21 protein-coding genes are annotated in these 24,749 nt (G+C 38.3%); 16 read left to right on the top strand and 5 right to left on the bottom strand.

Annotated elements, in window-relative coordinates; all coding sequences use genetic code 11:
- Positions 1-75 precede the first annotated feature (75 nt).
- The 4 genes from zipA (at position 76) to GYM76_RS02640 (ending at position 3,988) form a co-directional block, all read left to right on the top strand.
- Positions 76-972: a cell division protein ZipA gene (zipA, locus tag GYM76_RS02655; protein ID WP_220225789.1), complete on the top strand. Its 897-nt coding sequence runs from the start codon at positions 76-78 to the stop codon at positions 970-972.
- A gap of 168 nt (positions 973-1,140) precedes the next feature.
- Positions 1,141-3,207, top strand: coding sequence for an NAD-dependent DNA ligase LigA (gene ligA, locus GYM76_RS02650; RefSeq protein ID WP_220225788.1), 2,067 nt, complete (start codon positions 1,141-1,143; stop codon positions 3,205-3,207).
- Between the two features lie 67 nt (positions 3,208-3,274).
- Positions 3,275-3,790, top strand: coding sequence for an S-ribosylhomocysteine lyase (gene luxS / locus GYM76_RS02645; protein ID WP_065563407.1), 516 nt, complete (start codon positions 3,275-3,277; stop codon positions 3,788-3,790).
- A 9-nt stretch (positions 3,791-3,799) separates the two neighbouring features.
- Positions 3,800-3,988: a 2-hydroxymuconate tautomerase gene (locus GYM76_RS02640; protein ID WP_091347325.1), complete on the top strand. Its 189-nt coding sequence runs from the start codon at positions 3,800-3,802 to the stop codon at positions 3,986-3,988.
- 74 nt (positions 3,989-4,062) lie between these two features.
- Here the strand turns inward: GYM76_RS02640 and ribA are convergent, their stop codons facing one another.
- Entirely contained in the window at positions 4,063-4,662 is a 600-nt protein-coding gene (gene ribA / locus GYM76_RS02635) for a GTP cyclohydrolase II (protein WP_220225787.1), read from the bottom strand.
- Positions 4,663-4,764: 102 nt separating this feature from the next.
- Between ribA and GYM76_RS02630 the strand changes: the two genes are divergently transcribed.
- The 6 genes from GYM76_RS02630 to GYM76_RS02605 all read left to right on the top strand — a co-directional run bounded on the left by GYM76_RS02630 (position 4,765) and on the right by GYM76_RS02605 (position 10,435).
- Positions 4,765-5,478 (top strand): phosphatase PAP2 family protein, encoded by a 714-nt coding sequence (locus tag GYM76_RS02630; RefSeq protein ID WP_065563405.1) that lies wholly within the window; start codon positions 4,765-4,767, stop codon positions 5,476-5,478.
- Between the two features lie 74 nt (positions 5,479-5,552).
- Entirely contained in the window at positions 5,553-5,849 is a 297-nt protein-coding gene (locus GYM76_RS02625) for a LapA family protein (RefSeq protein WP_065563404.1), read from the top strand.
- A gap of 6 nt (positions 5,850-5,855) precedes the next feature.
- The gene (gene lapB / locus GYM76_RS02620) at positions 5,856-7,034 is read left to right on the top strand and encodes a lipopolysaccharide assembly protein LapB (protein WP_220225786.1); all 1,179 of its coding nucleotides are present in this window, start codon (positions 5,856-5,858) and stop codon (positions 7,032-7,034) included.
- 12 nt (positions 7,035-7,046) lie between these two features.
- Complete coding sequence (locus GYM76_RS02615) at positions 7,047-7,829, top strand: YchF/TatD family DNA exonuclease (RefSeq protein ID WP_065733782.1); 783 nt, start codon at positions 7,047-7,049, stop codon at positions 7,827-7,829.
- Positions 7,822-8,934, top strand: coding sequence for a cupin domain-containing protein (locus tag GYM76_RS02610; RefSeq protein ID WP_220225785.1), 1,113 nt, complete (start codon positions 7,822-7,824; stop codon positions 8,932-8,934). Before GYM76_RS02615 ends, GYM76_RS02610 begins: the two co-directional genes overlap by 8 nt.
- A gap of 265 nt (positions 8,935-9,199) precedes the next feature.
- Positions 9,200-10,435: an MFS transporter gene (locus GYM76_RS02605; RefSeq protein ID WP_065563400.1), complete on the top strand. Its 1,236-nt coding sequence runs from the start codon at positions 9,200-9,202 to the stop codon at positions 10,433-10,435.
- 54 nt (positions 10,436-10,489) lie between these two features.
- Here the strand turns inward: GYM76_RS02605 and GYM76_RS02600 are convergent, their stop codons facing one another.
- From GYM76_RS02600 to GYM76_RS02590, 3 genes are all read right to left on the bottom strand, one after another.
- Complete coding sequence (locus GYM76_RS02600; RefSeq protein ID WP_220225784.1) at positions 10,490-11,365, bottom strand: SDR family oxidoreductase; 876 nt, start codon at positions 11,363-11,365, stop codon at positions 10,490-10,492.
- 296 nt (positions 11,366-11,661) lie between these two features.
- Positions 11,662-12,168 carry a hypothetical protein gene (locus tag GYM76_RS02595; RefSeq protein ID WP_220225783.1) on the bottom strand — a complete coding sequence of 169 codons (507 nt, stop codon included), beginning with the start codon at positions 12,166-12,168 and terminating at the stop codon, positions 11,662-11,664.
- Positions 12,169-12,196: 28 nt separating this feature from the next.
- A complete protein-coding gene (locus GYM76_RS02590; protein ID WP_220225782.1) occupies positions 12,197-12,640 on the bottom strand; it encodes a hypothetical protein in 444 nt (147 codons plus the stop codon).
- Positions 12,641-13,092: 452 nt separating this feature from the next.
- Between GYM76_RS02590 and ilvG the strand changes: the two genes are divergently transcribed.
- The 5 genes from ilvG (at position 13,093) to ilvA (ending at position 19,581) form a co-directional block, all read left to right on the top strand.
- The gene (ilvG, locus tag GYM76_RS02585) at positions 13,093-14,769 is read left to right on the top strand and encodes an acetolactate synthase 2 catalytic subunit (protein WP_220225781.1); all 1,677 of its coding nucleotides are present in this window, start codon (positions 13,093-13,095) and stop codon (positions 14,767-14,769) included.
- Positions 14,770-14,772: 3 nt separating this feature from the next.
- A complete protein-coding gene (gene ilvM, locus GYM76_RS02580) occupies positions 14,773-15,003 on the top strand; it encodes an acetolactate synthase 2 small subunit (RefSeq protein ID WP_065563395.1) in 231 nt (76 codons plus the stop codon).
- Between the two features lie 141 nt (positions 15,004-15,144).
- On the top strand, positions 15,145-16,074 hold the full coding sequence (locus tag GYM76_RS02575) for a branched-chain amino acid transaminase (protein ID WP_065733775.1): 930 nt from the start codon (positions 15,145-15,147) through the stop codon (positions 16,072-16,074).
- Between the two features lie 122 nt (positions 16,075-16,196).
- On the top strand, positions 16,197-18,047 hold the full coding sequence (gene ilvD, locus GYM76_RS02570; protein ID WP_220225780.1) for a dihydroxy-acid dehydratase: 1,851 nt from the start codon (positions 16,197-16,199) through the stop codon (positions 18,045-18,047).
- A gap of 1 nt (position 18,048) precedes the next feature.
- Positions 18,049-19,581: a threonine ammonia-lyase, biosynthetic gene (gene ilvA, locus GYM76_RS02565; RefSeq protein WP_255561373.1), complete on the top strand. Its 1,533-nt coding sequence runs from the start codon at positions 18,049-18,051 to the stop codon at positions 19,579-19,581.
- 299 nt (positions 19,582-19,880) lie between these two features.
- On the opposite strand, the gene GYM76_RS02560 is transcribed toward ilvA, so the two are convergent.
- A complete protein-coding gene (locus tag GYM76_RS02560) occupies positions 19,881-21,296 on the bottom strand; it encodes a hypothetical protein (protein ID WP_220225778.1) in 1,416 nt (471 codons plus the stop codon).
- Positions 21,297-22,242: 946 nt separating this feature from the next.
- Between GYM76_RS02560 and GYM76_RS02555 the strand changes: the two genes are divergently transcribed.
- Positions 22,243-24,606 carry a membrane-bound PQQ-dependent dehydrogenase, glucose/quinate/shikimate family gene (locus tag GYM76_RS02555; RefSeq protein WP_065563390.1) on the top strand — a complete coding sequence of 788 codons (2,364 nt, stop codon included), beginning with the start codon at positions 22,243-22,245 and terminating at the stop codon, positions 24,604-24,606.
- The last annotated feature ends 143 nt before the right edge of the window (positions 24,607-24,749 follow it).

Below are 24,749 nucleotides of genomic sequence, written 5' to 3'. Positions count from 1 at the left end.
TTTTTAATCCTTTTTTTTCAATTATATTATTGAATAATTTAAATCTATATTTAATTTAATTCTGAGATGGGTATTATGGATAATTTACGTACTGTTCTAATTGTTATTGCGTCCTTAGTCATTATTGCATTATTGATTCATGGGCTCTGGATCAATAAAAAAGAACGTTCTTCTTTATTTAAGTCAGGCAAAAAAGATAAATTCACACCAAATACTCAACAATTTGAAGACATCTACGGCGAAGAAGACGATGTAATATTACTCACACCTAAAAATAAACAGGATGAAAGTAATAACCCAGTTGAGTCAGTAGTAGTTGAAGAAGAGAACGTGAAAGAAGAAGAGGAAGAACATTTACCTCTTCAAGAAGATCTATTTTCAAATAATGATGACGAAGAAATTGACGATAAGGCTGATAACGAGCCTACAATCAACTTTCAACAAGAAATTTTTGCTGAAGAACCTGAAACACCAAAGGTTAAAGAAGTCCAAAAAACGGCTCAATCAGTATCTGAAGAACAAAGCAATCAAAAACTAGATGTGGGTGAAGACAACCAAACTGAAATTATTGTCTTAAACGTAACCGGTATAAATGGCAAATCATTACAAGGTGATGTACTGTTAGCTAGCATAATGCAATCAGGATTCCAATTTGGTGATATGCAAATTTTCCATCGCCATGTTGACCCTGCCGGCAATGGCCCAATTTTATTTAGTTTAGCTAACATGATTAGCCCAGGTTATTTAGATCCTGAAACCATGCACGAATTTACCACACCGGGTGTATCAATATTTATGGTTGCGCCAACTCATGGTAACAATCAACAAAACTTCAAACTTATGTTACAAACTGCGCAACGTATCGCTGACGATGTCAATGGTGTAGTACTTGATGATGAACATCACATGATGACACCACAAAAGATTGATAGTTATAAAGAACGCATTAAAAAAGCTTGTAACGAAATTTAATCATCAGAACTCTTTTTTTAAAACTATTCCACTTATGAAAATTAGTGGAATAGCTAGTTTATGTTGGTTTACAAACTATATTTATCAACACCTATTGTACTAAATTTAGTTACGTACTATTTTATTGCTAATTCTAAAACTTTAGTTTTAATTTAAGAGTTAAAAATCATGCCAAATATAACTGAAAATTCAGTAAATAATTCTGAATCTCTACACGAGGTAACAGAACAGATAACTGCTTTACGCAATCTGATAAGACATCATGAATATTGTTATTATGTGCTTGATGCACCAGAAATTCCCGACGTAGAATATGATAAATTAATAAAACAACTCCAAAATCTAGAACACAATCACCCTGAACTCATCACATCCGACTCACCAACACAACGTGTAGGAGGCACACCTCTGTCACAATTTGACTCGGTAAAACATGAACTACCGATGCTATCACTTGATAATGTATTTGATGAATTAAGTTTTAACGCCTTTAATAAAAGGGTAAAAGATCGCTTACATCTCACTAGTAGCCAATCAGTTGAATACTGCTGTGAGTTAAAACTTGACGGGTTAGCGGTAAGTTTATTATACGAAAATGGACGATTCGTTCGAGCAGCAACGCGTGGCGATGGCACTACTGGTGAAGATATAACTTCAAATGTAAAAACCATAAGAACTATTCCACTGGTATTAAAAGGTGAAAACATACCTACTCGATTAGAGGTACGTGGCGAAGTCTTTATGACACACAAAGGTTTTGCCAAATTAAATGCAGATGCGGAAAAACGCAAGGAAAGAACATTCGCAAATCCTCGGAATGCCGCCGCAGGTTCATTAAGGCAATTAGATCCTAAAATCACCGCCAAAAGACCGCTCTCTTTTTTCTGTTATGGTGTTGGCATTAATGAGGGCGCAACTCTACCTGATAACCATTATGACCGTCTAATGCAATTTAAAGCTTGGGGTTTACCTGTTAGCGACAAAGTCCAGATTCGCCAAGGTGTCCAAGAAGCACTTGCCTACTTTCATGAAATTGGTGTGGAAAGAATGTCACTTGATTTTGATATTGACGGTGTAGTTATCAAAGTCAACAGTATTGCACAACAACAAGAGCTTGGTTTTGTTGCGCGTGCACCTCGTTGGGCCACAGCATTCAAATTTCCAGCGCAAGAAGAAGTAACACAGCTTAAAAAAGTCGACTTCCAAGTTGGTCGTACCGGTGCCATAACACCAGTAGCAAGACTAGAGCCGGTATCGGTAGCAGGGGTTATCGTCAGTAATGCAACACTCCACAACAGTGATGAAATTGAACGTTTAGGTATTCGAGAAGGTGATTATGTCACTGTACGCCGTGCAGGTGATGTGATTCCACAAATTGTTTCAGTCATCCAAGATCGGCGACCAGCTGACACCAAAGAAATCATCTTCCCAACCCACTGCCCTATTTGTGGCTCCCTTATTGTTCGCGATGAAGGTGAAGCAATCTCTCGTTGTGCAGGTGGATTGATTTGCCCAGCACAGCGCAAAGAAGCCCTAAAACACTTCGTATCTCGCCGGGCAATGAACGTTGATGGACTCGGTGATAGAATAATCGAACAATTAGTAGACAAAGATTATGTCAAAACACCGGCTGACCTTTACAAGCTAACCTTACCAATTCTTTGTTCATTAGACAAAGTCGGACAAAAATTAGCCAACAACCTAATTAACGCATTAAATCAATCTAAAGACACCACTTTAAATCGATTTATATTCGCCCTAGGCATACCAAATGTTGGTGAAGTCACAGCTGAAAATTTAGTTAACCAATTAGGTAACTTACCAGCAATTGAAAATGCATCATTAGAGCAACTACAAACTATAAGTGATGTTGGTGAAGTAATCGCTGAAAGTATTATCGACTTTTTTCAAGAACCCCATAATCGTGATGTCATTGACCAACTAACCAGTCCGGAAATCGGTATACATTGGCCTGATGTCGAAGTACAACCATTAACAATTGGCTCACCATTCTCGGGCAAAACCATTGTATTAACCGGAACATTATCACAATTAACCCGTGACGAAGCAAAAGACAAACTAAAAAAACTCGGTGCTAAAGTTACTGGTAGTGTTTCTAAAAAAACCGACTTAGTGATTGCGGGTGAATCAGCAGGTTCAAAGCTTACTAAAGCAGAAGAGCTAGGAATAAAAGTCATTGATGAACAAGAAATGTTAGATTTATTAAATCAATGAATAAAAAAGGTGGAATAAATCGAGCTAATTAATCAAAATAGCTTGATTATAAACTAAGGAGAACATTATGCCTTTATTAGACAGTTTTAAAGTCGATCATACTAAAATGAAAGCACCTTTTGTGCGAATAGCTAAAACCATGGCAACCCCTAAAGGTGATGACATAACTGTATTTGATCTTCGCTTTACCATTCCTAATAAAGCACTATTACCTGAAAAAGGGATTCATACATTAGAACACCTATTTGCTGGCTTTATGCGCGACCATTTAAACAGTGATAATGTCGAAATTATTGACATATCCCCAATGGGATGCCGTACTGGTTTTTATATGAGCTTAATTGGTAAACCTAACGAATCGTTGGTAGTTGATGCTTGGTTAAAATCCATGCATGATGTGCTAAATGTAAAATCACAATCAGAAATTCCAGAATTAAACGAATATCAATGTGGAACCTACACAATGCACTCATTAGAGGAAGCAAAAGCGATTGCTGAAAAAATCATACAATCCGGTATTGGTATTTGCCATAATCAAGACATCGCATTAACTGATGCACAACTTGCCACAATTAATCATTAGGAGATATTTATGCCGAATGTCGTTATCGACTTCTTAGAAGGACGCACCATCGAACAAAAACGTGAAATGGCTAAACGAGTAACAAATGCAATTGTCGAAACACTCAACTGCAAACCTGAAGCAGTACAAATTATCATGCACGAAATCTCTAAAGACCAAATTGCCAACGGTGGAGTGCTTCGTTGCGATAAAGATTAATTAAACGATTAATCGCCCCAAAAAATCAACCTCAATATTAAATATTGAGGTTAAACAATTTAAAATATTAAAAACTAATGACGATGTAAATGCAACAAATGCCCTAACTTATTGGCTTTGGTTGCTAAATAATGCTCATTATTCGGGTTCTCCCCTACTTCTAAAGGAACGCGCTCGGTAACCTGAATTCCTGCTTGTTCAAGCACTTTAATCTTTTCAGGATTATTGGTTAACAGACGAATTTTTGACACCCCTAACAGCGTCAACATATCGGCACATAAAGTAAAATCACGCTCATCTGCCGCAAACCCTAATTGCTCATTTGCTTCAACCGTGTCTAAACCTTGATCTTGAAGGGCATAGGCTCTGATCTTATTTAATAACCCAATATTACGCCCTTCTTGGCGATGATAAATTAAAATCCCTTTACCTTCTTTAGCGATTTGTTTTAACGCGGCTTCTAACTGAAAACCACAATCACAACGCAAACTAAATAACGCATCACCGGTTAAACACTCTGAATGAACACGCGTCAAAATTGACGTTTCATCATTGATATCACCAAACACTAATGCCACATGATCCTTACCTGTTGCAATCTCTTCAAAACCAACAATGGTAAAACATCCCCATGGTGTTGGCAGTTTGGCTTGTGCAACATGTTTTAATTGCATTATTATCTCCAAATTTAGTAAACACATAGATAAGATTTTTTAAAAACAAATCGTTCTTCCATGTTAAAATAAATCAAATTTTATGCTTAATTGAGTTTTTAAATGGGGTTAGTAATAAAAAAAACAATAGCGGCATTAGTCTTATTTCTAATTATACCGTTATCTGTAATAGTCGTAAATTGGCATTGGCAACCGTCAGCACTTAATAATTCATCTGAATATTTTTTTTGGATAACCGAAACAGCAAGTTATCCTTGGGCAATAATCACATCAGGACTATTTTTTCTACTGTTCTGTCTACTATTGGCCAATAAAAAAAATATCTTAGTGATATTGTTAATTTTAGTCAGCGCAATGTTGGGTGGACAAATCATTAAAAGTTTAATCAAACAACAAACAGCTGAATCAAGACCATATGTTCTATGGTTAGCTAAAGAGTATCATTTTAGCGACAAACAATTTTATTCCCAAACAAGAGCTGAACGAAAAGCCAACATAGAACAGCTACTGACTAATACAACTACAATACCATCTTGGTTGTCAAAACATTGGCAACAAGAAACAGGCTATGCTTTTCCATCTGGACATACATTATTTGCAGCAACATGGGCTTTTTTAGCAATAACATTACTTAGTTTTAGACGACATTTTATAATTGTGACCGCCATCGTAGTCTGGTCAACACTGATTGAAACAAGTCGGCTATTATTGGGTATGCATTCGGCTTATGACCTTATATTAGGCGTTGTTCTTGCTTGGTTAATTGCATTAATAAGCTGTTTTTATGCTAGAAAATGGAATATAGTAGTCAGATGATTTTATAAACAACAAATTTTACAAAAAAATTTTAGTTATTTAGAGATTTTTAATAAAATAAAAAGGTTAAAATTATGAAATTAGTGATATCAATTTTATTGATAATTCTTATTTTCGCCATATCGATAACAATAGGTTCAGCTAATAATCAATTAGTCACCTTCAACTATTTAATTGCTAAAACAGAAGTTAGGTTATCGGTATTACTTGCTATTTTATTTGGTTCAGGCTTTTTAGTTGGTTGGATATTAACTGGAATTTACTTCCTAAAATCAAAATTCCAACACTCATCAACAAAACGTAAACTAAATAAATTACAGAAAAAATATGATGAAAATACGCATCAAAATTTAACCAAATTAGAAAAATAGGTAATTATGTTTGAATTGTTATTTCTATTACTCCCCATAGCAGCCGGATACGGCTGGTACATGGGAGATAGAAATGCCAAACAAAAATATTTAAATGAATCTAACCGACTATCTCGAGAATATGTAGATGGTCTAAACTTTCTTTTGTCAAACCAAAAAGATAAGGCTGTTGACCTCTTCCTTGACATGTTAAAAGAAGATGAAGGTACACTTGAAGCCCATCTTACCTTAGGTAACTTATTCCGTTCACGAGGCGAAGTAGACCGTGCAATACGTATTCACCAAGCATTAATGGAAAGCGCCTCATTAACCTTTGAACAAAGACTATTAGCTATTCAACAGCTTGGTCGAGATTACATGGTGGCAGGTTTTTACGATCGCGCAGAAGAGATGTTTTTACAGCTAATCGACGAAGAAGACTTTCAACAACATGCCCTACAACAACTGCTAATCATATATCAATCAACTAGCGAATGGAATAACGCAATTAACGCTGCCACCAGACTGGTCAAACTTGGCAATGTAAAATACAAAATCGAAATAGCCCAATTTTATTGTGAGCTTGCTGCCATCGCTATTGCTAATAATGATTTGGATCAAGCTTACACTTTACTAAAAAAATCAGCGGCTGCGGACACTAATTGTGCACGAACATCATTAATGCTTGGGCGAGTATTTATGGCGCAAGATAAAGCTGAACAAGCAATCGAGTCTTTCCAACAAATATTAAATCAAGATAAAGCATTAATCGGTGAAGCGTTACCATTATTAAAAGCATGTTACGCAAAACTTAATCAACCTCAGCTATTTAAACAATTCCTCGAAATTTGTGTCAAACAAGATACTGGCAATGTTGCCGAATTGATGCTAGCCGACATTGTTGAAAAAGACAATGGACTCGATGCAGCGCAATATTACCTTTATCGTGAATTATTAAAACACCCAAATCTAAAAGGATTCTATCGCTTAATGGATTACCATGTTGCCGATGCTGAACAAGGAAAAGCTAAAGAGAGCTTATTACTACTTCGTAACATGGTTGGTGAACAAATAAAATCAGTTCCCAATTACCGTTGCCAAAAATGTGGATTTACGGTTAACACCCTCTATTGGCTATGTCCGAGCTGTCGCTCATGGTCAACCATAAAACCAGTTCGAGATTTCGAACATCATTCAGATAATTAAAAAGAGTAAAATATGTTTCTAATTGATTCGCACTGTCATCTAGACAGTTTGGACTATACAAACAAATCGATTGATAGCGTATTGCAAGAAGCACAAAACAACGAGGTGAAACATTGCCTAAGCGTGGCAACCACACTTTCAGGCTATGAATCGATGAAAACAATGCTCATGCCATACCAAAAACAGTGCTCATTTTCATGTGGAATTCACCCACTCAATTTGGATGATGAGCCCTACGATGCCGAACGTTTTGCTCGCCTTGCTCAAGAAGACAATGTTATCGCTTTAGGTGAAACAGGTTTGGATTATTACTACCAACAAGATAATATTGAATTGCAACAAGCCAACTTTATTGAACATATAAAATTAGGCAAGCAACTAAAAAAACCGATCATTGTTCACACTCGGAATGCCAAGCAAGACACCCTAAAACTCCTAAAAGAAGAGCAAGCTTATTCCGGTGTACTACATTGCTTTACTGAAGATATTGATACGGCCAAAGCCTTATTAGATATTGGCTTTTATATCTCATTTTCTGGCATCATTACCTTTAAAAATGCCGAACCGTTACGAGAAGTAGCAAGATATGTTCCATTAGATCGCATATTGATTGAAACTGATTCGCCTTATTTAGCCCCCGTTCCTTATCGCGGGAAAGAAAACCAACCCGCTTATGTTCGGGAAGTGGCTAATTACTTGGCGGCATTAAAAGGCGTATCTCTAGAAACAATTGCAAAACAAACAACCACTAACTTTTGTCAATTATTTAATTTACAAGGGGCATTCAATGAGTAACAAATTAACTATCGATTGGGATGATTTTTTAACCAATTATTGGCAAAAAAAGCCGGTCATCTTGCGTGATGCTTTTAGCAACTTTATCGACCCAATCACCCCAGAAGAACTAGCTGGCCTTGCCATGGAAGAAGAAATTGAAAGCCGAATCGTTACCAACAAAAACGGCATATGGGACGCCGCCTACGGTCCATTTATCGATTATAGTCACCTAGGTCAAGACCATTGGAGCCTCCTTGTACAAGCAGTTGACCATTGGCATGAACAAGCAGCCACATTAGTTGAACCATTCAAATGTATTCCTCAATGGCAATTTGAAGACCTAATGATCTCCTACGCCACACAAGGTGCAGGTGTTGGACCTCATATTGATAATTATGATGTCTTTATTATCCAAGGCAAAGGTTGCCGTCGTTGGCAGGTTGGTGATCGTAATCCTAATTACAAACAGTTCAGTGCTCACAAAGCGCTACTGCATGTAGAAGATTATGAGCCAATTATTGATGAAGAAATCACTGCGGGTGATATTTTATATATTCCAATTGGCTTTCCACATAATGGGGTATCAATTGGAGAATCGCTCAGCTACTCCGTAGGATTTAGAACTCAAACATCACAAGAACTACTCAGTGGTTTTGCTGATTATGTGATTGATAACTTACCCAATGGCATCTTCTATCAAGACCCAGACTTAAAATTACCAAATGATCCTTATCGAATCCAACCATATGAATTAGAAAAACTAAAAGGACAAATGATCGACCTTATCAAAAACCCAGACTTATTCAATGACTGGTTTGGTAAACACATCACTATTCCTATGCATGATCTCAACATCATCCCAGTTGATCCCTCATATGAGCTAGATGAATTTGAAGAAATCCTAAAATCTGGCGCTGAACTCTATCGTGTACCAAGTATACGTATTGTAAAAATAGAGGATACGGCTTATATCAACGGTAAAAAAATACCACTACCCATGGAAACCATCGACCTATTATGTGAAACCGATGTACTTTACTACGAACAATTACAAGATGAACAAACCCTAAATGTCATGTTGAAATTTGTTAATCTTGGTTACTGGTATTTTGACGAAGAATAAATTTCGCTCAAAAACTATTGACTAAAAAAGTCATCGAAAAAACCACAAAATGGTGAAATTATCGGCTAATTTGTCTCAAAAATTAGATATTTATCAGAATTAGTCGAATAATTTCGCCAAAATAGAAATAAACAGAATAAAACCCACGAATTTCGGCTTTTCATTTGGATTTTTATCATTTTTAAGTATATACTTGCCCCCGTTTTGAATTCCCGCCTTCATTTAATAATAAATGCTTATCCATTATAAATAACTTGAGGTAAACATGAACACTAACGTAAACCAGGCCGAGCACGCTGAAAGTGAACAAACTACCCCCTATCAAAAACGAACCCTATTTGCATCAACAGTAGGTTATGCATTAGATGGCTTAGATATGATGATTTTAGGTGTCTGTTTTAGCCTAATTGCCGTCACCTTCAACCTAACTAATGCTGACCTTGGCACCTTGACGTCAGGCACATTATTAGGGGCCGTATTAGGCGGAATCTTTTTTGGAATTCTTGCTGATAAATATGGACGAGTCAGAGTATTTTCATGGACAATCCTAATCTTCTCATTATTCACCGGTCTTTGTGCTATCTCACCTAATTATGAATGCTTCCTCATTTTTCGTTTTCTAAGTGGACTGGGTCTAGGTGGTGAATTTGGTATCGGCATGACGCTAGTTTCGGAAAGCTGGCCAAAGCACAAGCGCTCAAGGGCAACCTCAATTGTCGCACTAGGCTTCCAAGCCGGTATCATCCTTGCAACACTAACTGTCAATTTTATTGGTGAAGCACACGGATGGCGCTGGGCATTTGCGATGGGAGTATTACCAGCGCTATTTGTTGCTTGGACGCGTAAAGGACTTAAAGAGCCTGAAATCTGGCAAAATCTAAAAGACCAAAATAAAAACAAAATTGCCATAGGCAAACTATTTAAAAACCCGAGAATCACCGCAACAACTATCGGATTAACCATTGCCTGTGCAGTACAAAATTTTGGCTTTTATGGCATAATGGTTTGGATGCCAAACATGATCGCTTCTGAATATCACTTACCTTTCAAAAACACCATGTTTTGGACTATCTCAACAACTATCGGCATGTCATTAGGGATCTTAATTTTTGGTTGGTTATGTGACAAATTTGGACGCCGACCTTCATACATCGTATTTTTATTGATTTCCGCCGTATCAATCTGGTTCTACTTCCAACAAAAAGAGGTTGCCATTTTAATTCTATTTGGCTCAGTGATTGGCTTTTTTGTGAACGGCATGATGGGTGGATATGGTGCATTACTAGCTGAACACTACACGACTGATGCGCGCTCAAGTGCTGAAAACATTATTTTTAACGTCGGTCGTGGGATTGCTGGCGTATCGCAAGTACTGATTGCTTACTTAGCAACCATCTACTCAATCAGTTATGCATTAGCACTACTATCAGGCGCTTACCTATTATCCGCTGCCGCCTTTATATTCTTAATACCAGAAACCAAAGGCAAAGCATTAGAATAGCGATATATAAAAAAAGGGCTTAAAAAGCCCTTTCTAAATCATGTTTACCTCAAATTAATTGATATGCATACCGCCAGTAACACCATAAACTTCACCAGTGGTATAGCTTGACTCTTCCGATGCCAAATGCACATAAACACCCGCAAGCTCAACAGGTTGTCCTGCACGTTGTAATGGAGTCTGTTTACCAAATTCAGGAATCGCCTCGCTTGGCTGACCACCACAAATTTGTAATGGCGTCCAAACCGGACCTGGCGCCACACTATTTACTCGAATACCTTTACTACCTAATTGAGCAGATAAGCCACGAGTAAATGCAATAATCGCTGTCTTGGTTGAAGCATAATCCAACAAATTGCCACTTGGTTGATAAGCTTGCACAGAAGAAGTGGTAATAATCGTCGAGCCAGATTTTAAATAACCTAATGCCGCTTTAGTTACCCAAAATAGTGAAAACACATTAATTTCAAACGTTTTTTTGATTTGCTCAGTAGACAAATGCATAATATCTTCTACCGCAGTTTGCTTACCAGCTACCAAGGTTAAATTATCAAGTCCACCTAATTTTTTATGCGCTTCTTCAACTAATTTTTTACAAAATGACTCATCGCTTAAATCACCAGGGATAAGCACAGCCTTTCGACCCGCAGACTCAATGATTTTAGCCACATCTTCGGCATCTTTTTGTTCTGCTGGTAAATAATTAATTGCAACATCAGCACCTTCTCTTGCATACGCAATAGCTGCTGCGCGGCCAATACCTGAATCACCACCGGTCACCAACATTTTTAGACCTTCTAAACGTTGATGACCTTGATAACTTTCCTCACCACAATCAGGAACTGGTTTCATCTCATATTGCAAACCAGGAGGATTTTGTTTTTGTTTAGGAAATTTATCATGAAAATATTTTGGATTATGCTTACTCATATAATATTCTCCTAAGTTAAACATGCATTTAAATTCAAATTTAACATAATAGAATCAATTAATAATCACAAAATCCTATTGTCGAGTATATTTTATATCTTTAAAATACTTAATTAATTCAATTAATTATACTGTGAAAAACAAAAATCATTGATAACGAGAAAAATAACTTACTTGGATGGTTTAGCGAGGACAAAAACAACAAATGCTAAAACCATTATGGGTGAAAAATTAAACACCAAACACAGTGTAACAAATAAATATACATTAAGCTAGCAATGCAGAATTAATGATAGCTATTTTTTGAAAGAACAATCAGTCGTAACATCCACAATAAGAATCCTTTTACCATCAATGTAATACGTATATTTAGCCCCCTCATTAAAATATTTCTTCATTTTACGTATTTGAGGTGAATCGGAACAATAAGTTTCAACAATTGCCTTTTTAACCAATTCCCTATTATCGGGTAAAAGAAATTCGTCTGGAGTGATCCCATTAATTTCATATTGATAAACGATAACATTACCTTCAGCGTTAACATCGGATAAAGTTGTGTATTCATCTAAAGTGATGGGTAAGATTTTTTTTACTACGCTGATGGCTGCCTCTCTATAATAATCGGACTCATCAGTCTTATTATCGAAATCTAGGTCCTTTTTATCAGGATATTCATCGATGAGTTGTATTAATCTCTGTTTTTTTTCAGTACCAATAGTGTCCACAAGCTTATCAATCCCATCATTGCTATACTGTGAATACTCAAAACTTAATTGCAGCAATAAAAAAATAATTTTTATCATTCATCCACTCATCCATAACCAATAGAAGCTATTGCCGATTACCTTTTGTCTGACAATCGGCTGGCGTTAATTCAACCACAACAATCTCTTTATTATCAATAAAATAATGATAGTATGCCCCATCCGGGAACGCCGTTTTCAATTGTTGCATATCCTCCGTATTTTCACAATAAGCAGTAAAAAGTGCTTGGCGAATCGTATCGAGCGTACTGGGTAACAACATCGTATGCTCTGGCGTATTTTTAACATCATATTGATAATTGATGATATTACGATCCTTATCCTTCTCAACGCCAACCAAAGTCGTTAACTCATCAACCTCAATGGGTAAGGCTTTTTTCATAGGCTCAATCATCGAATTTTGTATTGCTGCAAGGGAATCATTTTCAACTGGGGTATTTTTTTTAGCATTATCACAACTTAACAGCAAAAAACTCACTACAAAAAACGCTAGAAATTTAAATATTTTCATAATGATATCTCACATAACGTAATAAATAGTAATTATGAATAAAGAGTTAAAAAATGCTCAAAGCAATTTAGGGAAGATGAAGAATAGTTATACACCAACCTTCATTAAAAAGCCAAAACAATCCTATTTAAATCATCAAAAACCCCGCTCCTCAACTTTTTTTAACGAACATATAAATGAATTGATGATGCTTTTAAAAAAAACAACAAAAAAATTGTTGCACTTTTTTTTAAAACGAGTATTTTGGATAAATATTTTTAAAAAATTAACGAAATAATTACAAATGAACTTTTCACTCATCGTCGTCGTCCTCATTAACATTAGCGTGGTCATTATTCCAACGCGGGGGCGTCTTTTGAGTTAAATATATGGTCATCATATTTCAAAACCCCCGCCACAAAAAAGCGGGGGTTTTTTTTTGAACAAATGGCTAAGCAAAAAGTGAGGAATGAATGTTAGGAACACAGTGGATTGTAAAAACCTTAAAAGAAAAAGGCATTACTACCGTTTTTGGATATCCTGGTGGTCAAATTATGCCTCTATACGATGCGCTTTATGATGGTGGAATTGAACACGTACTTTGCCGTCACGAACAAGGCGCAGCCATGGCAGCCATTGGTTATGCCCGTGCCACCGGCAAAATTGGCGTTTGCATTGCCACATCAGGCCCCGGTGCAACCAATATAATTACCGGCCTTGCGGATGCATTAATTGATTCTGTACCAATTATCGCACTAACCGGCCAAGTTCCAACGACACTTATAGGCACTGATGCCTTCCAAGAAGTTGACGTTTTAGGATTATCTTTAGCGTGCACCAAACATAGTTATTTAATAGATGATGCCACCCAGTTGCCAAATACCTTACAAGAGGCCTTCAACTTAGCCAATTCGGGCAGGCCGGGACCAATATTAATTGACATCCCGAAAGATATCCAGCTTGCCGACCATGATTACCAAACCTATTTAACGCCAACATCCATAAAAACGCCTTCTGATAATGCTCAACTCTACCCAATCTCACCTGACGAGATAAAACAAGCCAAACAAATGATCTGCCAAGCCAAAAAACCGATGCTCTATATTGGTGGCGGTGTTGGGCTTTCTGGTGCTATCAATGAACTACGCGAATTTATGACGCTAACCCAAATCCCAAGCGTATCGACTTTAAAAGGACTTGGCGTTGCTGACCTTAACAATCCTTATTACTTAGGGCTTATCGGGATGCACGGCGCCAAAGCGGCTAACTTAGCTGTACAAGAGTGTGACTTACTGATCGCTTTAGGCGTTAGATTTGACGACCGCGTTACTGGCAAACTTAACGAATTTGCTAAACATGCAAAAGTGATCCATGTCGATATTGATCAGTCCGAAATCAACAAACTACGCCAAACCCATTTAGGTTTACAAGGTGATATTAAACACGTATTACCGATGCTTAACCAAACGGTCTCAATTGATGACTGGCATAACAAAATAAAACAACTGAAAGCCCAGCATCCAACACGTTATGATCATCCGGGTGACGCCATTTATGCGCCAGCACTGCTCAAACGCATTTCTGAGCGCAAACCAGCTAACACCGTCATCACCACCGACGTAGGTCAGCACCAAATGTGGACAGCGCAACACATGTCCTTTACCCACCCACAAAACTTTATTACCTCAAGTGGGCTTGGCACTATGGGCTTTGGATTACCAGCGGCAGTTGGCGCACAAATGTCTAGACCAAACGACATGGTAATTTGCGTATCGGGTGACGGCTCATTCATGATGAATGTACAAGAATTAACAACGATCAAACGCAAAAAATTACCCGTCAAAATCGTTCTTATTGATAACCAACGCCTAGGCATGGTAAGGCAATGGCAAGAGCTATTTTTTAATGAAAGATATAGCGAAACCAACTTATCAGATAACCCCGACTTTTTAATGCTAGCCAAAGCCTTTGATATACCAGGGCAAACCATCAGCAAAAAATCGGAAATCGAAGGCGCACTCGATAACCTATTCAATTCGAAAGGTGCTTATCTACTGCACGTATGTATCGATGAGCTAGAAAACGTATGGCCACTGGTACCACCGGGCGCGGCAAACGAAAACATGTTAGATAAAAGTAACAAGGAGTAAGTGATGAATCAAAAAGCGACACATCAATTTACCATAACTGCCAATGATAAATTGGGTTCACTTGAACGCATATTACGCGTTGTTCGCCACCGTGGAGGCCATATCGAACAGATGCAAATGCAATCAATTGACAATCAATTATTCACCTTGACACTGACATTAACAACCGAACGAACGCTATCGTCACTGCAAAACCAAATTACCAAATTGGAGGATGTGATAACGGTAGCGTAGTAAAGAACAAATAGATTCTTTTGTAAAAAAGACAAATTAAATTAATAAACTATAGCAGTTAAACAAAGTTATGTATAATGCACAAATTAATAAAAGCAAAATACATGCTTAATAAAAGTAAATTTAAGAGGAAAACAAAAAATGGGTACTACAGCAAAATCTGATTATATTTGGCTAAATGGCGAAATGGTTCCATGGGCTGATGCAAAAATACACGTAATGTCACACGCCCTACACTATGGAACTTCAGTATTTGAAGGTGTTCGTTGTTATGAAACTCACAACGGTCCAGCAATTTTTCGCCATAAAGAACACGCACAACGCTTACTAAACTCAGCCAAAATTTATCGTTTTCCTGTCCCTTATTCTCTTGAAGAGATCATGGAAGCCACTCGCCAAGTCATCAAAAAAAATAACCTAAAAAGTGCCTACATTCGCCCATTAGTCTTTATTGGTGATGTTGGTATGGGCGTTATTCCGCCTGCTGGCTACAAAACTGATGTTATGATTGCAGCATTCCCATGGGGAGCCTACCTTGGTGAAGATGCGTTAGAACAAGGTATTGACGCAATGGTATCATCATGGAACCGTTTTGCACCAAACACTATCCCAGCAGCAGCTAAAGCGGGTGGTAACTACTTATCATCACTTCTTATCGGATCAGAAGCGCGAGCTAATGGCTTCCAAGAAGGCATCGCATTAGACGTAAACGGTCAGCTTTCTGAAGGTTCTGGCGAAAACTTATTTATCGTCAAAGATGGCATATTATTTACCCCATTACTATCATCATCAGCACTACCAGGCATTACCCGTGATGCAATCATCAAGCTTGCACATGATCTAGGCATTGAAGTACGTGAACAAACTCTATCACGTGAATCACTCTATCTAGCTGATGAAGTATTTATGACTGGTACCGCTGCCGAAATCACACCAGTGCGTAGTGTTGACCGAATCCAAGTTGGTATTGGTCGTTGTGGCCCAATCACCAAGAAAATCCAACAAACATTCTTCGGATTATTTAATGGCAAAACTGAAGACAAATACGGTTGGTTAGATCCAATTAAATAAACTCAGTACACCGCTGTAAAAACCGCGATGTCATCATTATTTAACGATTTAAAATAGATTGAAAACACAAATACGTACCGAAAGAAATCGGTCGCTTGCATTAAAAAAATTGGGAGCAACAAATGCCTAGATATCGTTCAGCAACCTCGATTGAAGGTCGCAACATGGCGGGCGCCCGCGCTTTATGGCGTGCAACAGGCGTAAAAAATGAAGACTTTGGTAAACCCATTATCGCAGTGGTTAACTCATTCACACAATTTGTACCGGGCCATGTTCACTTAAAAGATATTGGTCAACTGGTAGCAAAAGAAATTGAAGCATGTGGTGGCATTGCCAAAGAATTTAACACCATTGCTGTCGATGACGGTATCGCCATGGGGCATGGCGGTATGCTTTACTCACTACCCTCACGAGAACTAATTGCCGATTCAGTAGAATACATGGTTAACGCCCATTGTGCTGATGCCATGATCTGCATATCAAACTGTGACAAAATCACCCCCGGCATGTTAATGGCTTCACTGCGCTTAAACATTCCAACCGTTTTTGTTTCAGGCGGACCAATGGAAGCGGGAAAAACCAAACTATCAGATAAAATCATCAAACTCGACCTAGTTGATGCCATGATCCAAAGTGCCAATCCAAATGTTAGCGATGCCGATAGTGAAGCAATTGAACAGTCGGCTTGCCCAACTTGCGGATCATGCTCAGGTATGTTTACTGCTAACTCAATGAACTGCTTAACTGAAGCATTAGGTTTATCATTACCGGGTAATGGTTCACTGGTTGCGACACACAAACAACGTGAAAAACTCTTCTTAAATGCCGCTAAACGCATTGTTGAAATCACCAAACGTTATTACGAACAGGATGATGATTCGTACTTACCGCGATCAATAGCCACCAAAGCGGCCTACGAAAATGCCATGTCGCTCGATATTGCTATGGGTGGTTCAACCAATACCGTATTGCACTTACTTGCCACTGCACAAGAAGGTGAAATCGACTTCACCATGTCAGACATTGACCGACTATCTCGCAAAGTCCCTCACCTATGTAAAGTAGCGCCAAGTACCGCCATTTATCATATGGAAGATGTACACCGCGCGGGTGGGGTTGTCTCAATATTATCAGAGTTAGACAAAGCCGGATTACTTAACCGCAATGTCCACAACGTGCTTGGTCTAAGCTTACAAGAAACGTTTGCAAAATACGACATCACCCAAACCACTGACGAAGAAGTAAAAAAAATGTATCGCAGTGGTCCGGCTGGTATTCGCACCACCAAAGCTTTCTCACAAGATTGTTACTGGGATTCGCTTGATGACGATCGCCAAAACGGCTGTATCCGCGACAAAGCACATGCCTACAGCCAAGATGGCGGACTAGCAACCCTATACGGTAACGTCGCCATAGATGGCGCAATTGTAAAAACGGCAAGTGTTGCAGCTGAAAACTTAGTCTTCCGTGGACCAGCCAAAGTCTATGAAAGCCAAGAAGATGCGGTTGATGCAATCTTAGGTGGTCGAGTCGTTGAAGGTGATGTAGTCGTCATCATCTATGAAGGGCCAAAAGGTGGACCAGGGATGCAAGAGATGCTCTACCCAACCAGCTACCTAAAATCAATGGGTCTTGGCAAAGCTTGTGCATTAATTACCGATGGTCGATTCTCTGGTGGTTCATCAGGGTTATCCATTGGTCACATATCGCCAGAAGCTGCCAACGGTGGCGTGATTGGTTTAGTTCGAGATGGGGATATTGTTGATATCGACATCCCAAATCGAAAATTAAACATCCTCGTACCTGAAGATGAATTAGAACGTCGTCGCGTAGCTGAACTCACTCGCGGTGATAAAGCCTTTACACCTCATAACCGTAACCGTTATGTCTCATACGCACTAAAAGCTTATGCAAGCTTAGCAACCAGTGCTGACAAAGGTGCGGTACGTGATAAAAGTAAACTAGGTGGTTAACGTGAATAATAACAAACTAACCGGCGCTGATTATCTAAAAGCCACGCTATGTAGTGCGGTATACGATGTCGCTCAAGTGACACCACTAGAGTATATGGAAAAAATCTCCTCTCGCCTAAAAAACCAAGTGTTTGTTAAGCGAGAAGATCGCCAACTCGTTCACAGCTTCAAAATACGGGGCGCGCAAGCCATGATTGCCAGCCTAACACCGGAAGAACGTAAATGTGGCGTGATTGCTGCATCAGCCGGCAATCATGCGCAAGGTGTCGCATTTTCAGCCACAAAATTAGGCATCAATTCCCTCATTGTCATGCCATTAACCACAGCAGATATTAAAGTCGAAGCGGTAAAAGGATTTGGTGGAGAAGTACTACTTTATGGAGCCAACTTTGATGAAGCCAAAGCCAAAGCAATGGAATTAGCCAAAGAACAAAACCGTATATTTATTCCCCCTTTCGACCATCCCCTTGTCATAGCAGGGCAAGGCAGTATCGCCATGGAACTACTGCAACAAAATGCCAAACTTGACCGCATCTTTGTCCCCGTTGGGGGTGGAGGGCTTGCAGCCGGTATTGCCGTATTGATCAAACAAATCATGCCATCAATTAAAGTCATTGCGGTTGAACCTGAAGATGATGCCTGCCTAAAAGCAGCACTCATTGCCGGTCATCCCGTTGACCTTGATCGAGTGGGCTTATTTGCTGAAGGCGTCGCGGTAAAACGCATTGGTGACGAAACATTTAGACTTTGCCAGCAATATATCGACGACATAATTACTGTCGATAGTGATGAAATTTGTGCTGCCGTTAAAGATCTATTTGACGATGTGCGCGCTATTGCCGAACCGTCTGGCGCGGTGGCGTTAGCGGGAATGAAAAAATATGTTGAACAAAACAACATCTGTGGCGAAAACTTAGCCCATATTCTATCCGGCGCTAACTTAAACTTCCACAACCTACGCTATGTATCAGAACGTTGCGAGCTAGGCGAAAAACGCGAAGTCCTGTTAGCGGTCACGATTCCAGAACAAAAAGGCAGCTTCCTCAAATTCTGTCAACTGCTCGGTGGTCGTGCTGTGACCGAATTCAACTACCGCTATCATGACGACAAATCAGCTTGCGTGTTTGTTGGGGTTAAAATTGCCAAAAGCAACGAAAAAGACGAAATCATGCAAGAACTGACCGCAGCCGGTTATCAAGTTGTTGATCTAACCGATGACGAAATGGCAAAACTGCATGTCCGTTACATGATTGGAGGCAAACCGTGCCAACCGATTAATGAACAAGTCTACAGCTTTGAATTCCCTGAATCACAAGGCGCACTACTCAAATTCCTACAAACCTTGGGTACCAATTGGAATATCTCAATGTTCCATTACCGTAGCCACGGCACCGATTATGGTCGCGTGCTAGCCGCCTTTGAAATAGACAACGCCAGCCATAGCACCTTTACAAAACATTTAACTGAATTGGATTACGGATTCCATAACGAAACAGAAAATCCTTCACTTAAACTATTCTTAACCGGTAAATAATTCAACCGCCCCCAATCAGGGGCGAATTTTGTCTCAACACATTATAGATTAACGATTAACTAATTATTAACCATGCTATTTTATTATTGATAAAAAGATTGGATTAATTTTAGTCATATCAATGCCCCAAAAACCCCGCTCCTCAACTTTTTTCTTTAATACGTCAAGAAATTAATCCTCATATCAGGTAGTTCAAGCATCTCTACAAAATCGCATTTCATCATTAACCATATGACTAAACTACACTTTTTAACGCTATAGTTCCTTCCCCTATTCCCTCTTTCAAGAAATTAAAAAGGCTAAGGCGAGACACAGAGCATGGGACTAGAACTCTTAATGGAAAAACGTGTTATCGAACCATTTCTCGGACTAACGGCAAATTTACGGTTCTGAGTAGGAGTTATTGATGATTTACGGCCTTTTAAAGGAGGCATTATTCCATCACTAGTCCAGTAGTAACTGAGGTCAAAAAAACCGATGTTATTATATGAGTGCGTTGAGCCCCACTCACTAAACAATCCTGCACCAATTATACGCTGAAAGTAATTATTAGGTGATGAAGGTATTGCGCCGACGGCACCTTTACATTCACTACGAGAATTTATCCCATTACAAGAAGCATTAGTTAAATCTTTAACCGTAGCTAAACGTAAACGTTGATCACTACAGATAGATGATGCTTTATCATAAGTATAAGCTTGGTTAGAAGGATAAAACCACTGCTTTAATACAAAACCATATTTAATGGCAGCTTTACCACTGTTATCGCGACCGACTAACTCGAATGTTTGTGGCAAAGTAGGCGGCTTAATTGCAGGAATCTCAACAGCAAAATTGCTAGAATTCCGTCCGAATTTAGTTAAAACCGGCCCAGTTAAAGTGACGCGTACGCCTGTCGCTGTAGAACTAGTCATAGTAGCAGTGATGCCATCATGCGAGACAGGAGCCCAAGATAAAGCCTGATTACTACCAGCAATGTCTAAGTCAAAATACAAATTGTTAGCGCCAGTAGTCGGAAAATTTAAACCATAAGATGACGGCGTAATTGATTGAAGTAAAAAGCCCTTAGCAGGGTTCCAAATAGAAGCAGGACCAGATACGTGATTAAAATAATGATATTCATTCTCAATAATTAAATATCTTAAGTTAGGCCTAGCAAAACAAACCACAGCCCCTGCTTGTGGATTGATATAATAAGTAACATTACTTGCGCTGAAAATACGACTACTTGGAACGCCATAACGAGTACTTAATGTGCCGTCAGTGCTAGCTAATTTAACCTGATAAGGCGCCTTGCAAATATCTGGAACAGCATGACGCGTGACGGGTTGATTATATTTATCAACGATAGATAAACTTAAACTACCATTAGCTGTAACGTCAGTATCGCCATCATCATCTCCCCAATAATTATAAGGTGGACCGATAAGCGAACTTAAAGCGACTGAATTAGTATAAGTAGGAACCAACATACCAATATCAGCAAAACTTTGACCCGCAACAGGCAATACGATTGGCGTTGTAAAAGAAGTATTAGTTGAAGGCGTGTATTTAACACCATTAGATAACGTAATCCCAAGCAAAGCATCAGTATCAACCACACGAGTACGACCACCATCAAAGGTTAAATAAGGTGCGCTACCTTGAATCGGATTTTTTGTAGTCTGTGAAGTTAATGCGAAGCTAGAAAAAGGATGTAAAATAACCGAACCCAAAAGAATCCACCAAGATAATTTAAAAGAATAAGAGGATCGAAAAGCGGATCGCGCGATAATTCGCAGAATTCCACATAATTGCGTGGAAAAATAAATCTCGGTGTAAAATGAACGTTGGAAGCTGAACTTAGACGAATTTAAATTAGAGGTTAGCCATGTTGCCTGTTGCCTGTTGCCTGTTGGAAATTATAAAACATTTGCGACAATCCTGTCAAGTAATTTTATGATTTATTTGAAATTTTATACTTTTACATTAAATTTTAGTTTCTTAACTAAAACCGTGTAAAAAGTATAGTGATTGGAAAAACACGATGCAACACTTTTTTCACTCAATTACGTTAGCTTTCGTAAATATGATCTAAAAAGGATCTGACTATTAATTGGTTAATTACTGTTTTAATTAAATATATTGCAATTACAAATCTTTAAAATTTGGTATGTTGATCCTGAAAAATTTTATTTTAGTGTTTAAAATCGTCGTTTTGATCATTTAATAACTTTTTAAAGTAGAATTTATAACCTAAAAAACCTGCTCCTCAACTTTTTTGAGTTATAAAAAAATCAAGAAATCCTTTCAGTTTGTTTAAACTGGCGAAACATTCAATCAGACTAATATGCTTTATATGATAAAAGTATGCGTTAACTTTATGCTAATAATTTGATTTTTAACCATAAAATTTATTATTTTGGGATATTAAAATACGTGAATTTTAATCGCAAAAAAGTCAAAAAAATTTTTCATGCCCCTATTGTTTTTCTCAATGATTGAGAGCATATTAATTGCATATTTATCAGACAAGTTTTTGCCTTGTTGATGGATGATGATAAATAATTAAGGAGTTCATCTTTTACCCCCGTCGTTTTCTACCATTACTCATTAAACATCGTCAAATTAACTGAGAAATTTAATCAATAGTAAGATTAATATTAAGTATAAGGATTATTCATGATAAAGATAAATGGTGCTAAAAAATTTTATTTATGGCTTGTTGCCACAATTTTATTAATCAGCGGGCTGTTTTTGACCATTAACGGTGTGCGACTTGTTGCCGTTGGTGGTAGTTGGTATTTTTTATTAATGGGGTTGGTGCAAATCGTTTCCTCATTTCTTTTATTTAAGCAAAACACTAAAGGTGCATGGCTTTATGCTTTAGCTTATGCCTTAACAATTGTTTGGGCATTATATGAAGTTGGTTTGCAGTTCTGGCCGTTATTTTCTCGTTTAATGGTATTTGGTGGTTTTGCAATGCTTATTGCATTTGCTTATCCAACATTAAAGAAACATGAAACAGGCGATAATAAAGCTGGCAAAGGTGGGTATGCTGTCGGTATTTTTATTTTTGTTGCGCTTTGTGTTTCGCTCGGATTTATGTTCCAGGAACATAATGTGATTAAAAATGCAGTACCTTTAGCCAACAATCAATTGAAACCTACAGACAATCTGCTTGATTGGAGACAATATGCGAATACCACTAAAGGGACGCGTTTTTCCGGAGCGGATCAAATTAACAAAGAGAATGTAAAAGATCTTCAAGTCGCATGGACTTATCGTACCGGTTATGTGCCTTATAACAGCGGTTCAGGTCCGGAAGATCAAAATACGCCATTACAAATTGGCCAAAATGTTTATCTCTGCACCCCAACAAATATTGTGATTGCTTTAGATGCAGATTCAGGTCAACAAAAATGGCGCTATGATCCTAAAGCATCAACTCCAAACTGGGAGCGTTGTCGAGGCTTAGCTTATTATGAAGATAGTTTAGATAATGTTAGCAATAGTAATGCGACTTGTTCAGCTAGAATCATTATGAACACTATTGATGCCCGTTTAATGGCAATCGATGCCAATACCGGTAAATTATGTGAAGATTTTGGTGATAAAGGCGTTGTGGATCTTAAGAAAAATATGGGTGATATTCCGCCTGGCTATTATGAACCGACTGCTGCACCGTTAGTAGCCAAAGATGTTATTGTTGTTGGTGGACGGGTTGCCGATAACTTTTCAATCAATGAACCTGGCGGGGTAGTTCGAGCTTTTGATGTTCATACCGGTAATTTGGTTTGGGCGTGGGATCCGGGTAATCCAAATATTACCGATGTACCACCTGCAAATGAAACCTATACTCGCGGTACCGTTAACGTTTGGGCAACAACGGCTTACGATCCAGAGCTCGATCTTGTTTATGCTCCAACCGGTAATGCAACCCCAGACTTTTTTGGTGGTGGTCGAACTCATTATGATGATGATTTTAATTCGTCTATTGTGGCTTTAGAACGTAAAACAGGACAAATTCGTTGGACATTTAGAACGGCTCATCATGATTTATGGGATTATGATTTACCTTCCCAACCATTACTTTATGATATTCCAAATGAAAATGGTGGCGTGACAAAAGTCATTGTGCAAACCACAAAATCAGGTCAAATTTTTATGCTTGATCGCGTAACGGGTAAACCTGTTGCAGAAGTCCAAGAAAAACCAGTTCCGCAAGGTAATGTTCCGGGTGAATATTATTCTCCGACTCAACCATTTTCAGTGGGGATGCCTTCAATTGGTAATGAAACCTTAACTGAGTTCGATATGTGGGGAGCAACACCATATGATCAGCTTCTTTGTCGTATTGACTTTGTTGGTTCTGAATATCATGGTCTGTTCACTCCGCCGGGTATGACTAAAACGTTACAATATCCAGGATCGTTGGGTGGTATGAACTGGGGTAGCGTGGCAGTTGATCCTCAAAACAATTTAATGTTTGTTAATGATATGCGTATTGGCTTGAAAAATTGGATGATTCCTCAAGATCAAATTCCGAAAAATTCAAGCGGGATTGAGATGGGTATTGTTCCACAAAAAGGAACACCATTTGGTGCAATGCGTTTAAGATTTACCTCACCTCTTGGCGTTCCATGCCAAAAACCACCGTATGGTACAATGACAGCTATTGATCTTAAATCACGTCAAGTGGTTTGGCAAAAACCTTTAGGCACTGTTATGGATACGGGTATTTTAGGTATACCTATGCATTTACCTGCTCCAATCGGTATGCCGACCATTGGTGGACCAATGGCGACTAAATCCGGTTTATTATTCTTTGCTGCTACGCAAGATTTTTACCTAAGAGCCTTTGATTCCGTTACCGGTGAAGAAGTTTGGAAAGCAAGATTACCGGTGGGTAGTCAAGGTACTCCAATAACATATATCTCACCAAAAACAGGTAAACAATATATTGTGATTTCAGCTAGTGGCGCAAGACAATCTCCTGTGCGTGGCGATTATGTTATTGCTTATGCATTGCCAGATAAAAAATAGTTTTTGGCAAAATAGATAAAATAAGCTTAATCTAGAAATGCCATTATATCGTTTAGTTTTAACGATATAATGGCAAATAAAATACAATCTAGTCAGTTTAATTTAACTATTCTATTAAACGAAACCTGATACCTTTCTTAAAT

The sequence above is a fragment of the Gilliamella sp. ESL0443 genome (assembly GCF_019469165.1).
In the GTDB taxonomy this organism is placed as follows: Bacteria; Pseudomonadota; Gammaproteobacteria; order Enterobacterales; family Orbaceae; genus Gilliamella; species Gilliamella apicola_E.
Note: the sequence above shows the minus strand (reverse complement) of the source record. Positions and strands in the feature narration are given on the sequence as shown.